General features: G+C 71.9%; 18 protein-coding genes. 10 read left to right on the top strand and 8 right to left on the bottom strand.

Translation table 11 applies throughout. From position 1 onward, the window contains the following. Positions 1–8: 8 nt before the first annotated feature. The gene (locus ACFV4F_RS15175) at positions 9–1,085 is read left to right on the top strand and encodes a M14 family metallopeptidase (protein ID WP_380502658.1); all 1,077 of its coding nucleotides are present in this window, start codon (positions 9–11) and stop codon (positions 1,083–1,085) included. 100 nt (positions 1,086–1,185) lie between these two features. Here ACFV4F_RS15175 and ACFV4F_RS15180 read toward each other — a convergent pair whose 3' ends face one another. The 4 genes from ACFV4F_RS15180 to ACFV4F_RS15195 form a co-directional block, all read right to left on the bottom strand. After that, a complete protein-coding gene (locus ACFV4F_RS15180; RefSeq protein ID WP_380494856.1) occupies positions 1,186–2,595 on the bottom strand; it encodes a hypothetical protein in 1,410 nt (469 codons plus the stop codon). Positions 2,596–2,601: 6 nt separating this feature from the next. Then, entirely contained in the window at positions 2,602–3,381 is a 780-nt protein-coding gene (locus ACFV4F_RS15185; protein ID WP_380502661.1) for a hypothetical protein, read from the bottom strand. Positions 3,382–3,405: 24 nt separating this feature from the next. After that, positions 3,406–3,714, bottom strand: a complete 309-nt coding sequence (locus ACFV4F_RS15190; RefSeq protein ID WP_380444087.1) for an ABC transporter permease — start codon at positions 3,712–3,714, stop codon at positions 3,406–3,408. Between the two features lie 324 nt (positions 3,715–4,038). Then, positions 4,039–4,668, bottom strand: a complete 630-nt coding sequence (locus tag ACFV4F_RS15195) for a TetR/AcrR family transcriptional regulator (RefSeq protein ID WP_380494862.1) — start codon at positions 4,666–4,668, stop codon at positions 4,039–4,041. 206 nt (positions 4,669–4,874) lie between these two features. Here ACFV4F_RS15195 and ACFV4F_RS15200 point away from each other — a divergent pair, with 206 nt between their 5' ends. Genes ACFV4F_RS15200 through ACFV4F_RS15210 form a run of 3 tightly spaced genes read left to right on the top strand, consistent with a single transcriptional unit; the run spans position 4,875 to position 7,410 of the window. Next, entirely contained in the window at positions 4,875–5,633 is a 759-nt protein-coding gene (locus ACFV4F_RS15200; protein WP_380444083.1) for an SDR family oxidoreductase, read from the top strand. Beyond that, the gene (locus ACFV4F_RS15205; protein WP_380502664.1) at positions 5,630–6,442 is read left to right on the top strand and encodes an SDR family NAD(P)-dependent oxidoreductase; all 813 of its coding nucleotides are present in this window, start codon (positions 5,630–5,632) and stop codon (positions 6,440–6,442) included. The genes ACFV4F_RS15200 and ACFV4F_RS15205 overlap by 4 nt, the downstream gene beginning before the upstream one ends. After that, on the top strand, positions 6,439–7,410 hold the full coding sequence (locus tag ACFV4F_RS15210; RefSeq protein ID WP_380502666.1) for an NADPH:quinone oxidoreductase family protein: 972 nt from the start codon (positions 6,439–6,441) through the stop codon (positions 7,408–7,410). The genes ACFV4F_RS15205 and ACFV4F_RS15210 overlap by 4 nt, the downstream gene beginning before the upstream one ends. Before the next feature lie 167 nt (positions 7,411–7,577). On the opposite strand, the gene ACFV4F_RS15215 is transcribed toward ACFV4F_RS15210, so the two are convergent. The 4 genes from ACFV4F_RS15215 to ACFV4F_RS15230 form a co-directional block, all read right to left on the bottom strand. After that, a complete protein-coding gene (locus ACFV4F_RS15215; RefSeq protein WP_380502669.1) occupies positions 7,578–7,898 on the bottom strand; it encodes a DUF1905 domain-containing protein in 321 nt (106 codons plus the stop codon). A 128-nt stretch (positions 7,899–8,026) separates the two neighbouring features. Next, complete coding sequence (locus ACFV4F_RS15220; RefSeq protein ID WP_380502672.1) at positions 8,027–9,298, bottom strand: alpha/beta hydrolase family protein; 1,272 nt, start codon at positions 9,296–9,298, stop codon at positions 8,027–8,029. Positions 9,299–9,422: 124 nt separating this feature from the next. Next, positions 9,423–10,634 (bottom strand): acyl-CoA dehydrogenase family protein, encoded by a 1,212-nt coding sequence (locus ACFV4F_RS15225; protein ID WP_380502675.1) that lies wholly within the window; start codon positions 10,632–10,634, stop codon positions 9,423–9,425. Further along, positions 10,634–11,668 carry a phosphotransferase family protein gene (locus ACFV4F_RS15230; protein ID WP_380502678.1) on the bottom strand — a complete coding sequence of 345 codons (1,035 nt, stop codon included), beginning with the start codon at positions 11,666–11,668 and terminating at the stop codon, positions 10,634–10,636. Before ACFV4F_RS15230 ends, ACFV4F_RS15225 begins: the two co-directional genes overlap by 1 nt. A 410-nt stretch (positions 11,669–12,078) precedes the next feature. On the opposite strand from ACFV4F_RS15230, the gene ACFV4F_RS15235 reads away from it, so the two are divergent. From ACFV4F_RS15235 to ACFV4F_RS15260, 6 genes are all read left to right on the top strand, one after another. Next, entirely contained in the window at positions 12,079–12,609 is a 531-nt protein-coding gene (locus tag ACFV4F_RS15235) for a DUF6879 family protein (RefSeq protein ID WP_380502681.1), read from the top strand. Positions 12,610–12,891: 282 nt separating this feature from the next. Further along, complete coding sequence (locus ACFV4F_RS15240; protein ID WP_380502684.1) at positions 12,892–13,182, top strand: hypothetical protein; 291 nt, start codon at positions 12,892–12,894, stop codon at positions 13,180–13,182. 1 nt (position 13,183) lies between these two features. Beyond that, positions 13,184–13,705, top strand: coding sequence for a DUF6879 family protein (locus ACFV4F_RS15245; protein WP_380502687.1), 522 nt, complete (start codon positions 13,184–13,186; stop codon positions 13,703–13,705). A 9-nt stretch (positions 13,706–13,714) separates the two neighbouring features. Beyond that, a complete protein-coding gene (locus ACFV4F_RS15250) occupies positions 13,715–14,563 on the top strand; it encodes a helix-turn-helix domain-containing protein (RefSeq protein WP_380502690.1) in 849 nt (282 codons plus the stop codon). Between the two features lie 194 nt (positions 14,564–14,757). Continuing rightward, a complete protein-coding gene (locus tag ACFV4F_RS15255) occupies positions 14,758–14,889 on the top strand; it encodes a hypothetical protein (RefSeq protein ID WP_380444065.1) in 132 nt (43 codons plus the stop codon). Further along, positions 14,889–16,064 carry an rRNA adenine N-6-methyltransferase family protein gene (locus ACFV4F_RS15260; protein WP_380502693.1) on the top strand — a complete coding sequence of 392 codons (1,176 nt, stop codon included), beginning with the start codon at positions 14,889–14,891 and terminating at the stop codon, positions 16,062–16,064. The genes ACFV4F_RS15255 and ACFV4F_RS15260 overlap by 1 nt, the downstream gene beginning before the upstream one ends. Positions 16,065–16,204: the final 140 nt, after the last annotated feature.

A 16,204-nucleotide genomic window follows, 5' to 3' on the forward strand; every position in this document is an offset into this window, starting at 1 on the left:
AGAGCGTCATGCCGTACCTGAACATCGTCGAGGTCGAGTCCGCGCTGGAGAACCTCGCCACCGCGTACCCGGGCCTCGCCCAACTCGTCGACCTGCCCGAGACCTCCGTCGAGAACCGGACGATCCACGCGCTGAAGATCGGCGCCCCCGCGCCCTTCCCCAAGGACGCCGTCGTCATGCTCGGCGGCGTGCACGCCCGCGAGTGGGGCAGCTGCGAGATCCTCGTGCACCTCGCCGCCGACCTGCTGGAGGCCCACCAGAACGGCACCGGCCTCGGCTACGGCGGCGCGACGTACAGCGCCGCCCAGGTGACCGGGCTGCTCCAGCGCCTGGACCTCGTCCTCCTCCCGCTCGTCAACCCCGACGGCCGGCTCTACAGCCAGACCGTCCAGCCGATGTGGCGCAAGAACCGCAACCCGGCCTACGGCGGCGGGAACCCGGCCCCCGGCTGCACCGGCGTCGACCTCAACCGCAACTACGACTTCCTCTTCGACTTCACCACCGCCTTCTCGCCGGCCGCCGACGTCACCCACATGTCGACCAACCCGTGCGATCCGATGGTCTACGCGGGCCCGCACGCGTTCTCCGAGCCCGAGACCCGCAACGTCCGCTGGCTGCTCGACCAGTACCCGCGCACCGGCTGGCTGATCGACGTGCACAGCTACTCCGAGGACATGCTCTACAACTGGGGTGACGACGACAACCAGTCCGACAACCCCCGGATGAACTTCCAGAACGCGACGTTCGACCACAGGCGGGGCGTCGCGAACGACCTCGACTACGCCGAGTACATCGACAAGGGCGACGTCGACAACGAGGTGCTGCTCGCCGAGCGGTTCTGCCAGGGCGTCGCGAGCGTCCGCGGGATCGTCTACACGCCGAAGACCGGGTTCAACCTGTACCCGACCAGCGGGACCAGCGACGACTACGCGTTCGCGCGGCACTTCGTCGACCCGCAGAAGGGCAGGGTGCTCGGGTTCACCGTCGAGTGGGGAACGGAGTTCCACCCGAAGTGGGCGGACATGGAGAAGATCATCCTCGACGTGGACGCGGGCCTCGTGGCGTTCTGCCTGGCCACCGCGTGAAACCCCCTGAGTGAAATCCCCTGAGCCATCGTGCCCGACAGCGCCGCCCCCCCCCCCCCGGGGGGGGGCGGGCGCTCCAAGGCGTCTGCAACTCGTCTGCTCAGGCGGCCCGGTGGAAGAAGAACGGGTCGATCGACACCGCCACGCCGGAGGTGCCGTCGACGTCGAGCAGTTGGTGGGTCGTGAAGTCCGCGTTGCGCTGGTACGTCACGCCCACCGGGAAGTTGGCGTTGTCGGGGGTGTTGTTGCCCGAGAACACGCCGTAGAAGTCGGCGCCGACCGTGAGCAGCCGGATGTAGTCGCCGAGGTACGGCAGGCCGACGGCCACGGGCACGTCGGCGGGGGCCTGGTGGAGCACAGTGGTCTCCGGCGTGCTCTTCCAGCCGTCCGCGGTGGTCTCCAGGACCGTCGTCCACTGGTTGTCGGCGAACTTCTGGTAGGCCAGGCCGACCAGGCCGGCGGAGTTGACGGCCAGCGCCGGGTTCTTGACGTCGGTGATGTCCTGGCGCGCCTGCGCCCAGCTCTGGCCACGGTCGGCCGAGTGCCGGACGTGCAGGGTGTTGTCGGTGCCGCCCGCTCCGCCGACCCGGTCGCACCAGGCGATCCAGACGCTGTCCGCGTCCTTCGGGTCGACCGCGATGGTCAGGTCACCGCCGAGGCGTTCCTGCCCCAGGGTCGAGTTGAAGGCCACGAAGCGGCCGGTCGCCACCCGCTGGCCCGGGCTGCTGTCGGTGGCGTCCTTGAGGTCCTGGAACGGATTGGCCCCGGCGCCGGCGCTGTCGTCGCGGGTCACCACGACGTCGAAGGTGACGTCGGAGACGGCCTGGACGGCGGTCGTGGACGTCCAGCTCTCGAACGCCGCGTAGACCGTGCCGTCGGGGTGCAGGGCCAGCCTGACCGGCGGGCCGTCCTGACCGTCCGGGGTGCGCCGTTCGATGCCGGTGGACGCGAAGCCGGCCGGGGCGCGGGCCGTCCGGGCGTCGGCCGAGACGTCCACGGTGGCGGTCTGGGAGGTCGGGGACGGGTGGTTGAAGTTGTTGTTGCCGACGAGGACGCGGTCGTGGTCTGCGCCGGCGCTCGCGACGGTGTCGGCGATGGTCCACGGCTGGTCCACCTGGTCCCGGCTGACGAGGACCTCCATCGGGGCGGTCGACGTGAGGGACGGCGCGCGCAGGATCTGCAGGAGGGTCTTGTTCTGCCGGAAGGCGGCCACACCGTTCAGGATGCCCGCGTAGAGGGCACCGCCCCGGTCCGCGAACGCCACGGTGATGTCGCCCGTGCCGAAGCCCCGCCCCCCGCCCGGGACGATCGTGTTCAGCGACCAGGTGTTGCCGCCGTCCGTGGACACGTACACCGGCGCGAACCGGCCGCCCATCGGGTCGGAGGTGAAGGCGGTCGCCACCATCTCGGTGGGCTTCTCCGGATTGACCGCGAGGAACGGCTCGGAGTCCTGCTCGGACTCGCCGCTCAACGCCTTGGGGGTCAGGTCGACGACCTTGAAGGTGGGCATGCCGGCTCACATCCCTTCGCGCAGCGCGGCGAGCCGGTGCGCCGGCTGGTAGTCGTCGGCGTCCCGCAGCGCGTACGGCGCCAGCTCCCGCTGGTCGCCCTCGGTCGCGTGCAGGAGCCACAGCCCGCTCTGGCCGGCCGCGGGCTTGGGAACGTGGTTCCAGTGGCGGTCACGGCTGTTGGGGTACAGCACCCGGACGGTGCGGTCGGGGACCGTGCCCCGCTCCACGTGCTCGACGTCCAGGCCGGCCCGCCACCAGTGCGGGTCGTGTTCGGAGCGGGGGCCTGCCCCGTCCAGCCGCTCCAGCCCGGTCACCGTGCCGAGCAGCACGGCATCGGCCTCCCGGGCGTGCACGGCGAGGTCCTGCCGGTGGATCTCGCGCAGCACGGCGGAGAACGGCAGTTCGTCGGCGCTGGTCGCCGCGAGGGCGATGTGCGGGCGGACGGCGTGGGCGGGCAGGCGGCCGACCTCGGTGACGGCGAGGTCGGCGCCGTAGTGCAGGCCTTCGGTGAAGAACGCGGCCGAGTCGCCGACCTCCAGCCGGGGAGCATCGGCCTTCAGCTGCACGGTGACCCGGCTGCCGGCGAGCCGCCGGAACGCGTCGGGCGCGTGCAGGACGTGGTCGACCCGGACGACGGCGGTGTGCTCGTCGGCCTCCACGGTCGACAGCGGGGTACCGCCGGTGCGGGTCACGGTGCCGACGAAGCTCAGCGGGGTGCGCCGGACGAGGTCGGTGATCTCGCCGGGCGGCACCGCGGGGGCCGCGGCCGGTGTGGGATCGGTCATGGCGATCCTCCTTGGATGGCGCGGTCAGTGCGCGGCGCGGGCGGCGGACGGGTGCGTCCGGCGCCACTCGGTCCGCGCGCCGAGGGCGCAGGCGGCGGTGACGGCCGCGGCGAGCGCGACGACGAGCCACTCGGCGGCTCCGCTGCCGGCGTCCGGGTCGACGCCGAGCAGGGTCTCGATCCACTGCGGCCACACCAGGGTGATCAGGAACAGCAGCCCGGAGAGGCTGCCGAGGGCGGTCTCCAGCCAGAAGCGGGGCCGGACCCGGCTCTCGTGACGGGCTGGTTCGCGGGACTGGAAGGACTCGAAGAACTGGAAGGGCTGGAAGGGCATGACTGCACCTCCCCTTCTCCAGACCGGAACGCCCGGGCCGCTCATGGCGCGGTGCACGACCGCGCCGGGACGGCCCGGGGCGGGGTCTGCTCGGGGATCTTGCGGGGTTCTCGCTGGACGTTCTTGCTCGGTTCCGGAGTGTCACGACCGCTTGGGAGTTCGCCGGGCGGGGCGGCGGCGCGGTGTCGGGCCCGCGCGCTCCGGGCGGCGATGTACACCTGCGGCGTACACCTGCGTTGTAGACCTACGAGGCACACGTACTTCGTATACGAGTCTGCTCGCCGCGGGGAGCCCGGTCAAGGCCGGGAACGGCGGGCTCGGCGCTCAGACCTGCGCGCCGAGCATCCTCAGCACCAACTCGCCGTAACGGCGCCCGAGTTCCTCCGGCGTCTCGGTGCTGCGGTCGGTGTACCAGCGGGACACGTCGATGCCGAGCGAGGTGACCGCGCGGGCGGCCGTGCGCACCTCGGAGACGGCGAAGGCGCCCGACGCGACGCCCTCCTCGATCAGTGCGCTCACCTCGCGCTCGATGTCCAGCCGCAGCGCCGCGACGACCGCGTACGCGTCCTCGGGCAGCGCGTGCAGCTCGTAGTTGACCACCCGGCCGACCATCCGGCCCCGCGCGTGCCAGGCGCTGAACTCCTCGACCAGCCGCCGCATCCGCTGCGCCGGCTCCTCCTCGCCCGCCGCCGCCCGCCGGACCAGCGCCAGCGTCGCGGCGTGCCCGGCCTGGCTGATCTCGGCGAGCAGCGCGGCCTTGGACGGGTAGTGGATGTACAGCGCGGCCGGGCTCATCCCCGCGGCGGTCGCGATGTCGCGGGTGGTGGTGGCGTGGAAGCCGCGCTCGGCGAAGGACTCGACGGCGGCCTGGAGCAGCCGGTACGCCGCCTCGGGGCGGGAGTCGGTGCCGCCGGGCGGGGCGGGCCAGAGGTCGGCGATGGGCGTGCTGGTCATGGCGTCATCCTCGCATCATCCTCACCGGGAACTCGTACGCGCATTCGCGCCGGCCGCCCCGGACGTCCCCGGTTCGCCCCGGCCCCGGACGGTCCGGGTGGGCTGTTGACAGGCTCCCCCACCGACACCATGCTGAGCAAGCGCTTAGTCAGCGCTCCTCTCACCGTTGCTCCTCCCGTCGAACCGCGCGAAAGGCAGGACCCTCCGTGGTGCACTCCTTCAAGGGCAAGGTGGCCGTCGTCACCGGATCGAGCCGGGGCATCGGCCTCGGGATCGCGCGCGAGCTGGTCGCCCGCGGGGCCAAGGTCTGCCTGACCGCCCGCAACCCCGAGCCGCTCGCCGAGGCCGTCCGCGACCTGGGCGGCCCGGAGAACGCGATCGCCGTCGCCGGCAAGTCCGACGACCCGGCCCACCAGGAGGAGGCCGTCGCCCGCACCCTGGAGGCCTTCGGGCGGCTCGACCACCTCGTCAACAACACCGGGATCAACCCGGTCTACGGGCCGGTGCTGACCACCGACGAGGACGCCGCCGCCAAGATCCTCGCCGTCAACGTGCTCGCCCCGCTCGCCTGGACCCGCCGGGTGCACGCCGCGTGGATGGGCGAGCACGGCGGGTCGATCGTCAACGTCGCCTCCGTCGCCGGCATCCGCGCCTCGCTCGGCATCGGCATGTACGGCGTCAGCAAGGCCGCGCTGATCCGGCTCACCGCGGAGCTCGGCGCCGCGCTCGGCCCGCAGGGGATCCGGGTCAACGCCGTCGCCCCCGCCGTCGTCAAGACGAAGTTCGCCGAGGCGCTGTACGAGGGCCGCGAGGAGAAGGTCGCCGCCAAGTACCCGCTGGGCCGCCTCGGCGTGCCGGAGGACATCGCCGGCGCCGTCGCCTTCCTGCTCTCCCCCGACGCCGGGTGGATCACCGGCCAGACCGTCGTCCTGGACGGCGGCGTGACGCTGGGCGGTGGCATGTGAGCGCCTTCGACGGACAGGGCTTCGACGGACAGGACTTCACCGGACAGGGCGTCGTGGTCACCGGCGCCGGACGCGGCATCGGCGCCGCGCTCGCGACGGCCTTCGCCGCCGCCGGCGCGCACGTCGTGGTCAACGACCTGGACGCGGACGCCGCCGGCGCCGTCGCCGCCCGGATCGGCGGCACCGCCCTGCCCGGCGACGCGGCCTCCGCCGACGGGCTCGCCGAGCTGATCGGGCGGGCCCGCGAGGCCGTCGGCGAGATCGACGTCTGGTGCGCCAACGCGGGCGTCGCCCCGATCGGCGGCGCCGACGCGCCCGCCGCGGCCTGGGCCGGCGCGTGGGAGGTCAACGTCCTCGCCCACGTCCGGGCCGCCGACCTGCTGCTCCCCCGCTGGCTGGAGCGCGGCCGGGGCCGGTTCCTCGCCACCGTCTCCGCCGCCGGGCTGCTCAGCATGCTCGGCTCGGCCCCGTACGCCGTCACCAAGCACGGCGCGCTCGCCTTCGCCGAGTGGCTCTCCGCGACCTACCGCCACCGCGGCATCCACGTCCACGCGCTCTGCCCGCAGGGCGTGCGCACCGACATGCTCGCCGGTACGGGCGCCGTCGGCGAGGCCCTGCTCGCGCCGACCGCCATCGCCCCCGAGGACGTCGCCGAGGCGGCCCTCGCCGGCCTGCGCGAGGACCGCTTCCTGATCCTCCCGCACCCCGAGGTCGCCGAGTACTACCGCGCCCGCGCCACCGACCCGGACCGCTGGCTCGGCTCGATGAACCGGCTCCAGCAGGGACTCGAGAAGGGCGGCGCGCTGTGAGGGCCTGGCAGGTGGGCGAGCTCGGCGAGCCGCTCGGCGTGATGAAGCTGGTCGAGGACGTGCCCCGACCCGTGGCCGGTCCCGGGCAGTTGCTCGTCCGGGTGCGCGCGGCGGCCGTCAACTTCCCGGACGCGCTGATGGTCCGCGGCCAGTACCAGGTGCGCCCGCCGCTGCCGTTCACGCCCGGCGTCGAGCTGTGCGGCGAGGTCGTGGCCGGCGCCCGGCGCGGCGAGCGGCTGATCGGCAACCCCGTGCTGCCGCACGGCGCGTTCGCCGAGTACGCGCTGCTCGACGCCGCCGCCGCGTTCCCCGCCCCCGAGGCGCTGGACGACGCCGAGGCGAGCGCGCTGCACATCGGCTACCAGACCGCCTGGTTCGCCCTGCACCGGCGGGCCCGGCTGCGCGCGGGCGAGACGCTGCTGGTGCACGCGGCGGCGGGCGGGGTCGGCAGCGCGGCGGTCCAGCTCGGCCGCGCCGCCGGGGCCCGGGTGATCGCCGTGGTCGGCGGCCCGGCCAAGGCGGAGGCGGCCCGCGCGCTCGGCGCCGACGTCGTCGTGAACCGGACGGCCGAGGACTTCGTCGCCGTCGTGAAGCAGGCGACCGAAGGCCGCGGCGCCGACGTCGTCTTCGACCCGGTCGGCGGCGACGCCTTCACCGGCTCGACGAAGTGCATCGCCTTCGAGGGCCGGATCGTCGTGGTCGGCTTCGCCGCCGGGCAGATCCCGGCTCCCGCGCTCAACCACGCCCTGGTGAAGAACTACGCGATCCTGGGCCTGCACTGGGGCCTGTACAACACGCGCGCCCCGCAGACCGTCCAGGCCGCGCACGAGGAGCTCACCAAGCTGTCCGAGACGGGCGTCGTCCGCCCGCTGGTCGGCGCCCGCCTCCCGCTAGCCTCGGCCGCGGAGGCCGTCCAGCGGGTGGCGGACGGGCTGAGCGTGGGGCGCCTGGTGGTGCTGGGTGATTAGTTCGGGGCGATGACGTCCAGCTCGCGGATTCGCGAAGCCGCCGTTCCGTCCGGCGGTGCGCGAGCCGCGCAGGGCAGGTGGTCGCCGTCGCCGGACAGGCTCGTGCTCACGGCGTGCTCGACGCCCGCTTCCTCGGCCGCCGCCGTGAGGCCTCGCCCGGCGGGGGTTCAGTCTGCCGGGCCTCCGAGCGGCGCCCGGTGCTGGAGGAGCACCGTCATCTCCACGGCCACCCGGTCCCCCACCGAGAGGCCGTGCAGCCTGCGCACGGCGTTCTTGATCGGCAGCAGGTAGCCGCCGTCCTTCGGGAAGAGCGACGTGGCGAACGCCTTCCCGCCGATCCGGGCCTCGACCGGGACGACTCCCCAGCCGTACGTGGCCATCGCCGCGACCTCGCGCACGTCGGCGGCCTGCTCCTCGGCCACGGGGACGAAGAAGTACGGGGAAGGCCCGCGCCATTCGATCACGTGGCCGGTGAAGGCGATGTCCATGAGGCCGATCCGATCGTGAGAACGCCCGATGCCCGCCCAGCGTATGACGGTGGGCGAGGTGCCCCCGGGAACCAGTGGTTCCCGGGGGCACCTCGCTCACGCACGTCACGCGTGACACCGGCCGCGCACTACCGCTCGTAGACCATCTCGGGGAAGCGCGGCGACGGGCCGTCCAGGAGGTGGTCGTCGTGGCCGCGCAGCCAGCGGTCGAAGAACGACGCGACGTAGGAGCGGGTGGCGAGCACCGCACGGTCCGGGCGGACGTCGCCGACGTCCTCGGTCAGCTGCGCCTGGCTGATCGCGCCCTGGCGGGCGAGCTGGGGCAGCAGGGACTGCGCGTCGGTGTAGGAGCCGTGGCGCGAGCCGGCGAGGGTGACGTCGGCGTGCCAGCCGGTGCTGTGCTGCCACAGGGCGTCCCAGCCGGGCTGCTTGTGATAGCTGCCGGAGTCGGGGTTCTGGGTGCCCATGAGCAGGAAGGGCCGGGTCAGGCCGTCCTCGGCGACGCTGGTCAGGTGGACGCCGGTGCCGTCCGGGCCGGGGAAGTGCAGCTGGCCGTCGAGGTTGACGCCGACCTTGAGGCGCGGGTCGTCGTGCATGGTCTGGAGGGCCGCGGAGCCGCCCCCGGAGTGGCCGACCATGCCGATCCGGTCGAGGTCCAGGGAGGCGGCGAGGCCGGGCGGCAGCTGCTTGTCGTGGCGCAGCCCGGCCAGCTGGTCCAGCACGAAGCGGGTGTCGTCGACCCGGGTCTGCAGCGTCTTGCGCAGGAGGGCCTCCATGTCGAGACCGGGCTGGGCCATCAGCGCGGGGAACACGGAGGTGGCGAGGTCCCCGTCGGGGAAGGCGACCTCGGAGGCGTCGTACGTGTGGTCGACGGTGACGACGACGTAGCCGCGCGAGGCGAGGTCCTCGACCAGGCCGGTGCCCCACGTGCGCGGGTCGCCGAAGCCCGCCGAGTACAGCACGACGGGCCGCTTGCCGCCGGGGAGGGCGGGCGCGTCGGCGCGGGCGTGGGTGCGGATGCCGGCCCAGTCGGTGCGGCCGGGCTCGAAGCCGAGGTCGCTCTGGCCGACGCTCCCGGCGCTGCCGAAGTGGTCGGCGGCGGCGGGGAGCATGTACGGCGCGCGGTCGTTGCCGGTGGCGGGCCGGGTGGTCGGGTACCAGAAGCTGATCATCAGCTTGCGGGCCTGCCCGGGCTTCCAGGGGTCGTCCCGGTGGTCGTCCGTGAGCTGCAGGGACGTCGTGCCGACCGGGTACGGCCCGGTGGGCTGCGGCAGCCAGGCCCTGGCCTGCTGCGCGGTGCCCTGCCCGGTGGCTGCCAGCGCGGCCGGTGCGGCCACCACGCCCAGTGTCGCCGTCGCCGCCAGCAGCACGGCCGCCACGGCCCGTCCTCGCCTGTTCATCGCCGTTCCTCCTCGTTCGGGATCCGTCTCTCGACACGAGGGACGGTACGGGTGAGGAGGGGCCTGGGCCGTCATACCGGGGTGCCAAGTCGGCCCGTAGTACCCCGGTATGACGTCCATACGGTCACAGGTACTTCTTCAGCTCCCGGCGCGCCAGCGAGCGCTTGTGCACCTCGTCCGGCCCGTCGGCCAGGCGCAGCGTGCGGTTGCCGGCCCAGAGCTGGGCGAGCGGGGTGTCCTGGCTGACGCCGGCGGCGCCGTGGGCCTGGACGGCCTTGTCGAGGATCCACTCGACGGTGATCGGGGTGGCGATCTTGATGGCCTGGATCTCGGTGTGCGCGCCGCGGTTGCCGACGGTGTCCATCAGCCACGCGGTCTTGAGCACGAGCAGCCGCAACTGCTCGATGCGGACCCGGGATTCGGCGATCCAGTCCTGCACGACGCCCTGGTCGGCGAGCGGCCGGCCGAAGGCCTCGCGCCCGATGGACCGGCGGCACATGAGCTCCAGCGCGCGCTCGGCGATGCCGATGGCGCGCATGCAGTGGTGGATGCGGCCGGGCCCGAGGCGGGCCTGGGCGATGGCGAAGCCGGCGCCCTCCTCGCCGATCAGGTTCGCGGCGGGGACCCGGACGTCCTCGAACAGCACCTCGGCGTGGCCGCCGTGGTCGGAGTCGTCGTAGCCGAACACCTTCATGCCGCGCTTGACGGTGACGCCGGGGGTGTCGCGCGGCACGAGGATCATGCTCTGCTGGCGGTGCTTGGCGGCGGCCGGGTCCGTCTTGCCCATCACGATGAGGATCCGGCACTGCGGGTTCATCGCGCCGGTGATGTACCACTTGCGGCCGTTGACCACGTACTCGTCGCCGTCGCGCTCGATGCGGGTGGCGATGTTGGTGGCGTCGGAGGAGGCGACCTCGGGCTCGGTCATCGCGAAGGCGGAGCGGAGCTCGCCGTCGAGGAGGGGGCGCAGCCAGCGCTCGCGCTGCTCGGGGCTGCCGAACTGGGCGAGGAGCTCCATGTTGCCGGTGTCGGGGGCGGCGCAGTTGAACGCGGGCGGGGCCAACTGGGGGCTGCGGCCGGTGATTTCGGCGAGCGGGGCGTACTGGAGGTTGGTGAGGCCGGCGCCCTCGTCGCCGGGCAGGAAGAGGTTCCACAGGCCCTGCTTGCGGGCCTCGGCCTGGAGGTCCGCGACGATCGGCGGGACGCTCCAGGCGGGGCGGGCGGGGTCGGCGAGCTGCTCTTCGAGGACGGGCTCGGCGGGGTACACGTGCGCGTCCATGAAGGCGAGCAGCTGCTCGCGGAGCTGGTTCGTGCGGGCGTCGTAGGCGAAGTCCATCAGGCTGCTTCCTTCAGGGTGGTCAGGCCGTACCGGGCGAGGATCGGGGCCATCTCGCCGGCCCGCTCGAAGCCGGCGCCGAGGGTGCCGCCCTGCCGGAAGCGGTAGTGGATGCCCTCGGCGACGACGGCGAGCTTGAAGGCGGCGAAGGCGACGTACCATTCGAGGTCTTCGGCCTGACGTCCCGTCAATTCCGCGTAGTGGGCGACCATTTCCTTGCTGGACGGGAAGCCGGGGGCGGTCATGGCGGCGGGGATGATGCCGCCGCCGACGCCGGCGACCTCGGTGTACATCACGAGGAGGCCGATGTCGGTGAGGGGGTCGCCGAGGGTGGACATCTCCCAGTCGAGGACGGCGGCGATCGCGTCGTTGTCATCGACGAGGACGTTGTCCAGCCGGTAGTCCCCGTGGACGAGCGCGGGGGCGGGCGACTCCGGGCGGCGGGCGGAGAGGAGGTCGTGCAGCCTGTCGAGCTCGGGGAGGTCCCGACTCCGGGAGGCAGCGAGCTGCTTCGACCAGCGGCGCAGCTGGCGTTCGAGGTAGCCGTCCGGGTGCCCGAAGTCGGCGAGCCCGACGGCGGCCGGGTCGATCCGGTGCAAGGCGGCGAGGGTCGAGATGAGGCGGCGGCCGAGGGCACGGACACGGTCCTCGCCGAGGGCGACGAGGGGGGCGGGGTCACGGTGAGCGACGCCGGGGACGAACTCCATGAGGTACCAGGGCGCGCCGAGGACGTCCGGGGTGGGGTCGTGGTGGAGCGTGCGCGGGACGGGGACGTCGGTGTCGCGGAGGGCGGTCATGACGCGGTACTCGCGGCCCATGTCGTGAGCGGTGGCGAGCACGTGCCCGAGCGGCGGCCGCCGGAGGACCCACTGAGAGTGGCCGTCGGTGAGCACGTAGGTGAGGTTGGAGCGCCCGCCCTCGATGAGCGAGGCAGAGAGAGGGCCCTGGACGAGGCCGGGCAGCTCACGGTCCAGGTGGGCGCGGAGCAGGCCCAGATCCAGCCCGGGCGGATCGGCGGGGGTCGTCTCGGGCATCGGGCGGCTCCTGGGGGTGGGGAAGATCGATGACTAAGCGCTTGCTTAGCATTCAACCGAGGGCTACCTGCTGTCAATGCCGCGCGGGAGCCGGCGAGCCTGACCTCACAGCCGACCAGTCCAGTAACGCTCCGTGCCCACCCTGGGATCGATGCCGGAATCCACGACTCGCGGCAAAGTCACCTCTCCATACGAGATCAGCGGCCACGAGATCGAACGCCTGCCACGCAGCGCAAATGGACACAAGTCACGTGCAGGAGAGACGGCCGTGGCCCTAAAGTTCATGAGGCCCGAGCTCGCGGAAGCCAGCGAGACCGAGTGGGCGACAGGTCACAAGGTCGGCGCACGTTCCCACGAGTCCGCGATCAGCAATCCCGGGCGCATGATCCCCTGCATCAGAAAGGCTTGCGATGCAATCGAACGTGCCGGACTTCAGGACTCTGCTCAGGGAGACGAAGAAGTCGGCCGTCCATCTGGAGATGCGTGATCAGTACAGCGTCGCCGACGAAGCCGACCAGTTCGCCGCCTGGAAGGCCGGGCACCGGTACTCCCTGGCGAACCGGGCCGAGTGGTGGCACCCGTTCCACGACTTCGTCGTCGAAACCGTTGCGCGCGGCGTGACCATCCGGCGCGCCCGGATCGTGTCGGAGCCCGTCAGCGAGTACATCCGCTACGAGCACTCCCACACGTTCACCAACATCGCCGCCGGTGAGCAGATCCGCTGGCTTCCCCGGAGTCGGGCGTTCGACATCGCCCTGCCGGGAGTCGACTTCTGGCTGTTCGACAGCCGGATCGTGCGGTTCAACTTGTTCACGGGCGATGGAGAGTGGGCCGATCCCCGGAACATCATGACGGAGGAACCGGTCACGGTGGAGCTGTGCATGAAGGCCTTCGAGGCCGTCTGGGAACGGGCCGTTCCCCACGACGACTTCGAGGTCTGAGCCGGCTCCGGAGCACTGGGTGAACAACCCGGCCAAATCGCGGGCGACCGGAGGCATGCGGAAGACCGGAAGCCCATGAGCGGATCGGCGCAACGCTCCAGCCGACGACCAGCACATTCCTGATGACGCGCCATGTCCCGTCGAGCTCGACAAGGGCTCAGCCGTCGTCGCGGCACTCCCCTGTCAGCGGCATCCCGGGGCGCGAGCGCGCAAGGCAGTAGTCGGATTGGCCGAAGCCCGGACATGCCGTCCGCGCACGCGCCAGGATGAGGGGTCACTGACATGCGACTACGCGGAACCGAGTCCACCGGGAGCATCGTGCAGCCCCTACAGTTCCTCGGAATCATCCCCAACACCCCGACCGACGACTCACCGACGATCTGGCGGGACCCCGAGAACGGGGACCTGATCATCCAGTCCTACAAGGCCAGCGAAGAGGATCTGAGGCGTTGCGAAGAGGTCGGGTCCATCCCCGGCCACTCGACCAGGGTCCCCGAGCACGAGACCGTGATCAGGCTCCCCGAGGTCATGATCAAGTACATCCTGGCCCTCGGCGCGAATGCGAAGGAGTGACGTGACGACGCCCACCCGTGACGGGCTGGCCAAGGCCGCCAGGACAGCCGTCCACCTTGAGATGCGCGACGCCTACGGCGCGAGTGATCCCGAGTTCGCCAGGTGGCAGAAGGGTCACCGCTACCAGCCCGAGGAGCGGCCCGAGTGGTTCTGGGGATGGGGCGACGCGGTGCAGGATGCCTTTGCCCGCGGGGTGGTCGTCAGACGCCTCCGGATCGTCTCGGAACCCGTCACGGACTACATCAAGTACGAACACCACGTCACCTTCCTGAACCTGGCCGCCGGAGAAGAGGTCCGCTGGCTCCGACGGTCCGCAATCCGCGCACTGCCTGTCCCTGCCAACGACTTCTGGCTGTTCGACGGTGAGCGGGCCGTCGTCAACCACTTCAGCGGAGACGGCGAGATCGTGCGGCGTGAGATTGTCGAACCGGCCGCCGAGCCGGACTTGGTCGCGTTCTTCGACTCGGCATTCGACTCGCTCTGGGACATCGCGACCCCACACCAGGAGTACGAGCCCGAGTAGTCGAACGTCATGCGCACATCTCGCTCGTCGAGCGTCCAGCAGGCCCGGAAGCTCCTGGCCGACCGGCTGCGCGAGCTCCGCCGGCTGGCCGAGCTCACCGGGCCTGTTCTCGCACTCCGCTGCGGCTGGCACAAGTCGAAGGTGTCCCGGATCGAGAACGCCATCACGGCACCGTCGGAGCAGGACATCCGGGACTGGTGCCGCGCGTGCGACGCCGGCGAGCAGGCCGAAGACCTGGTGGCGAGCCTCAGGTCCGTGGAGGGCATGTTCGTCGAGTGGAGGCGGATGGAGCGCAGCGGTCTGAAGCGCGCCCAAGAGGCCGTGCTGCCACTATTCGAGCGCATAGAGCGATTCCGCGCCTACTCCCCCGGCATCGTCCCCGGATTGCTCCAGACAAGGGACTACACAACCGCGATCCTCCGGGCCACACAGAAGCGGCGCGTCCAGGTGGACGACGTCGAGGCGGCCGTCCAGGTCCGCATGAACCGTCAACGCATCATCCACGACTCGCACCGGACGTTCGCCTTCCTCATCGAAGAGGCCGTGCTCCTGTCCGGAATCGGCGGCCTGGAGGTGGCAGCCGGACAGCTCGGGCACCTCATCGACATCGCGTCCCGGGCGAACACGAGCCTTGGCATCATCCCTTTCAACACGGCTCGTACGTCGATGCAGGTGGAAGGATTCTGGATCTTCGACAACGCCCAGGCCAACGTCGAGCTTGTGTCCGGCTATCTGACCATCACCCAGCCTTCCGAGGTCGCGATGTACGCCAATCGCTATCGGGATCTGTCGTCGGATGCCGTGTACGGCAAGGCTGCCCGCGCGCTCATCACGAAGGCCATGAACGCCCTCGCGTGATTGATGTGCAACTCGCTGCAACTCCTTTGGGTGACCGCGTGATTACTCCCTAACGTTGTCGATGCCGTCCCGAAGGGACGAGCCCGGCATGGGAGGAGCGCTGCGTTGACCACCCCCGAGAAGCCGCCCGCCCCGGGGCCGCCGAACCCCGGCCCCATCCCCCGGACCACGACCGCGAGGCAGTAGGAGACGACATGGGAGACGAGAACAAGGGCGGGCCGAACGACGGCAAGGGCGGCGACCACGCCAAGCCCGGCGGCCCCGTCATCGGCCCGAAGCCCAGCCCCGACGGCCAGGGCCCCGACAAGGGCGGTAAGCACCGCTGATGACGAACCACCAGCACGGCGTGGAGCAGGCCGCCGTGCGTGGCCTGCTCCAGAGCGTCAGCGATAGTCACGGTCACGCCGTGGCCCCCGAGTGGATCAAGGCTGCCACAGCGGCCACGCGCCATTCCTTCCTCCCCGACCGCATCTGGATCGACCAGGACGGCGCCTACCGCACTCTGGATCGCCAGGACGACCTCGGCGCGTGGCTCACTGCCGCGTACGCCGACGAACCGGTGGTGACGCAGGTCAACGACGGAGCCGAACCCGAAGACCCCGCCGATGCGTGGCCGTCCAGTTCATCCTCGGCCCCTTCGGTCGTCTTCCGGATGCTCGAAGCCCTCGATCTCCAGCCGGGCATGCGCGTGCTGGAGATCGGGACCGGCACCGGCTGGACGAGCGCCATGCTGTCCCACCATCTCGGGGACGCCAACGTGACCACGATCGAGGTCGATCGCGGGCTTGCCGAGCGCGCCCGGGCTGCTCTCCGCACCGCCGGCTTCGCCCCGGAGGTGGTGTGCGGGGACGGCGCTCTCGGCTGGGGCATCCGCGCGCCGTACGACCGGATCGTGTCCACGTGTTCGGTGCGGCGGATTCCATTGCCGTGGATCGTGCAGACGAGGCAGGGCGGGATGGTCCTCACCCCGTGGGACAACCCGTGGATCTGCTGGGGCCTGCTGCGGCTCACCGTCGGGGAGGACGGAACGGCGGTCGGCCGGTTCAGCGCGGACAGCTCGTTCATGCTCATGCGGACGCAACGCGACGACGTGGACCTGCTCCGGGACGTCGTCAGCGACGACCACGAGGCCGAGGTGTCCGAGACCGCGCTGCCCCGCCGCTCGGTCGTCCACGGGGACGCGGCGTTCGCGATCGGCCACCGGATCGGCGACATCTGGCACGCCTGGCAGGACGCCCCGGCCGAGGGGGTAGCGGACCGGTTGTGGATCGCCTCCACTGACCGGTCGTCCTGGGCGGCCGTTGACCACGATGGCAGCGACGAGGACGTCTTCACCGTCCACCAGCGCGGGCCGCGCCGCCTGTGGGACGAGATCGAGGCGGCTCACCGGTGGTGGATCGCCAACGGCCGGCCCGGGCCGGAACGGTTCGGACTCACCGTCACGCCCGAGGGCCACCAGGCATGGCTGGACACCCCGGCGGACTCCTGGCCGATGGATTGAGCGGGCTGCGGGGGGGGGGGGGGGGGGCGCCCCCCCCCCCCCCCCCCCCCCCCCCCCCCCCCCCGGAGGCGCCGACCCCCCCCCCGCCGCGGCGCCCCCCCCGGGCGGGGCGCGCGGGGGGGGGGGCACGCCCGCCCCCG

Source organism: Kitasatospora sp. NPDC059722 (assembly GCF_042733235.1).
In the GTDB taxonomy this organism is placed as follows: Bacteria; Actinomycetota; Actinomycetes; order Streptomycetales; family Streptomycetaceae; genus Kitasatospora.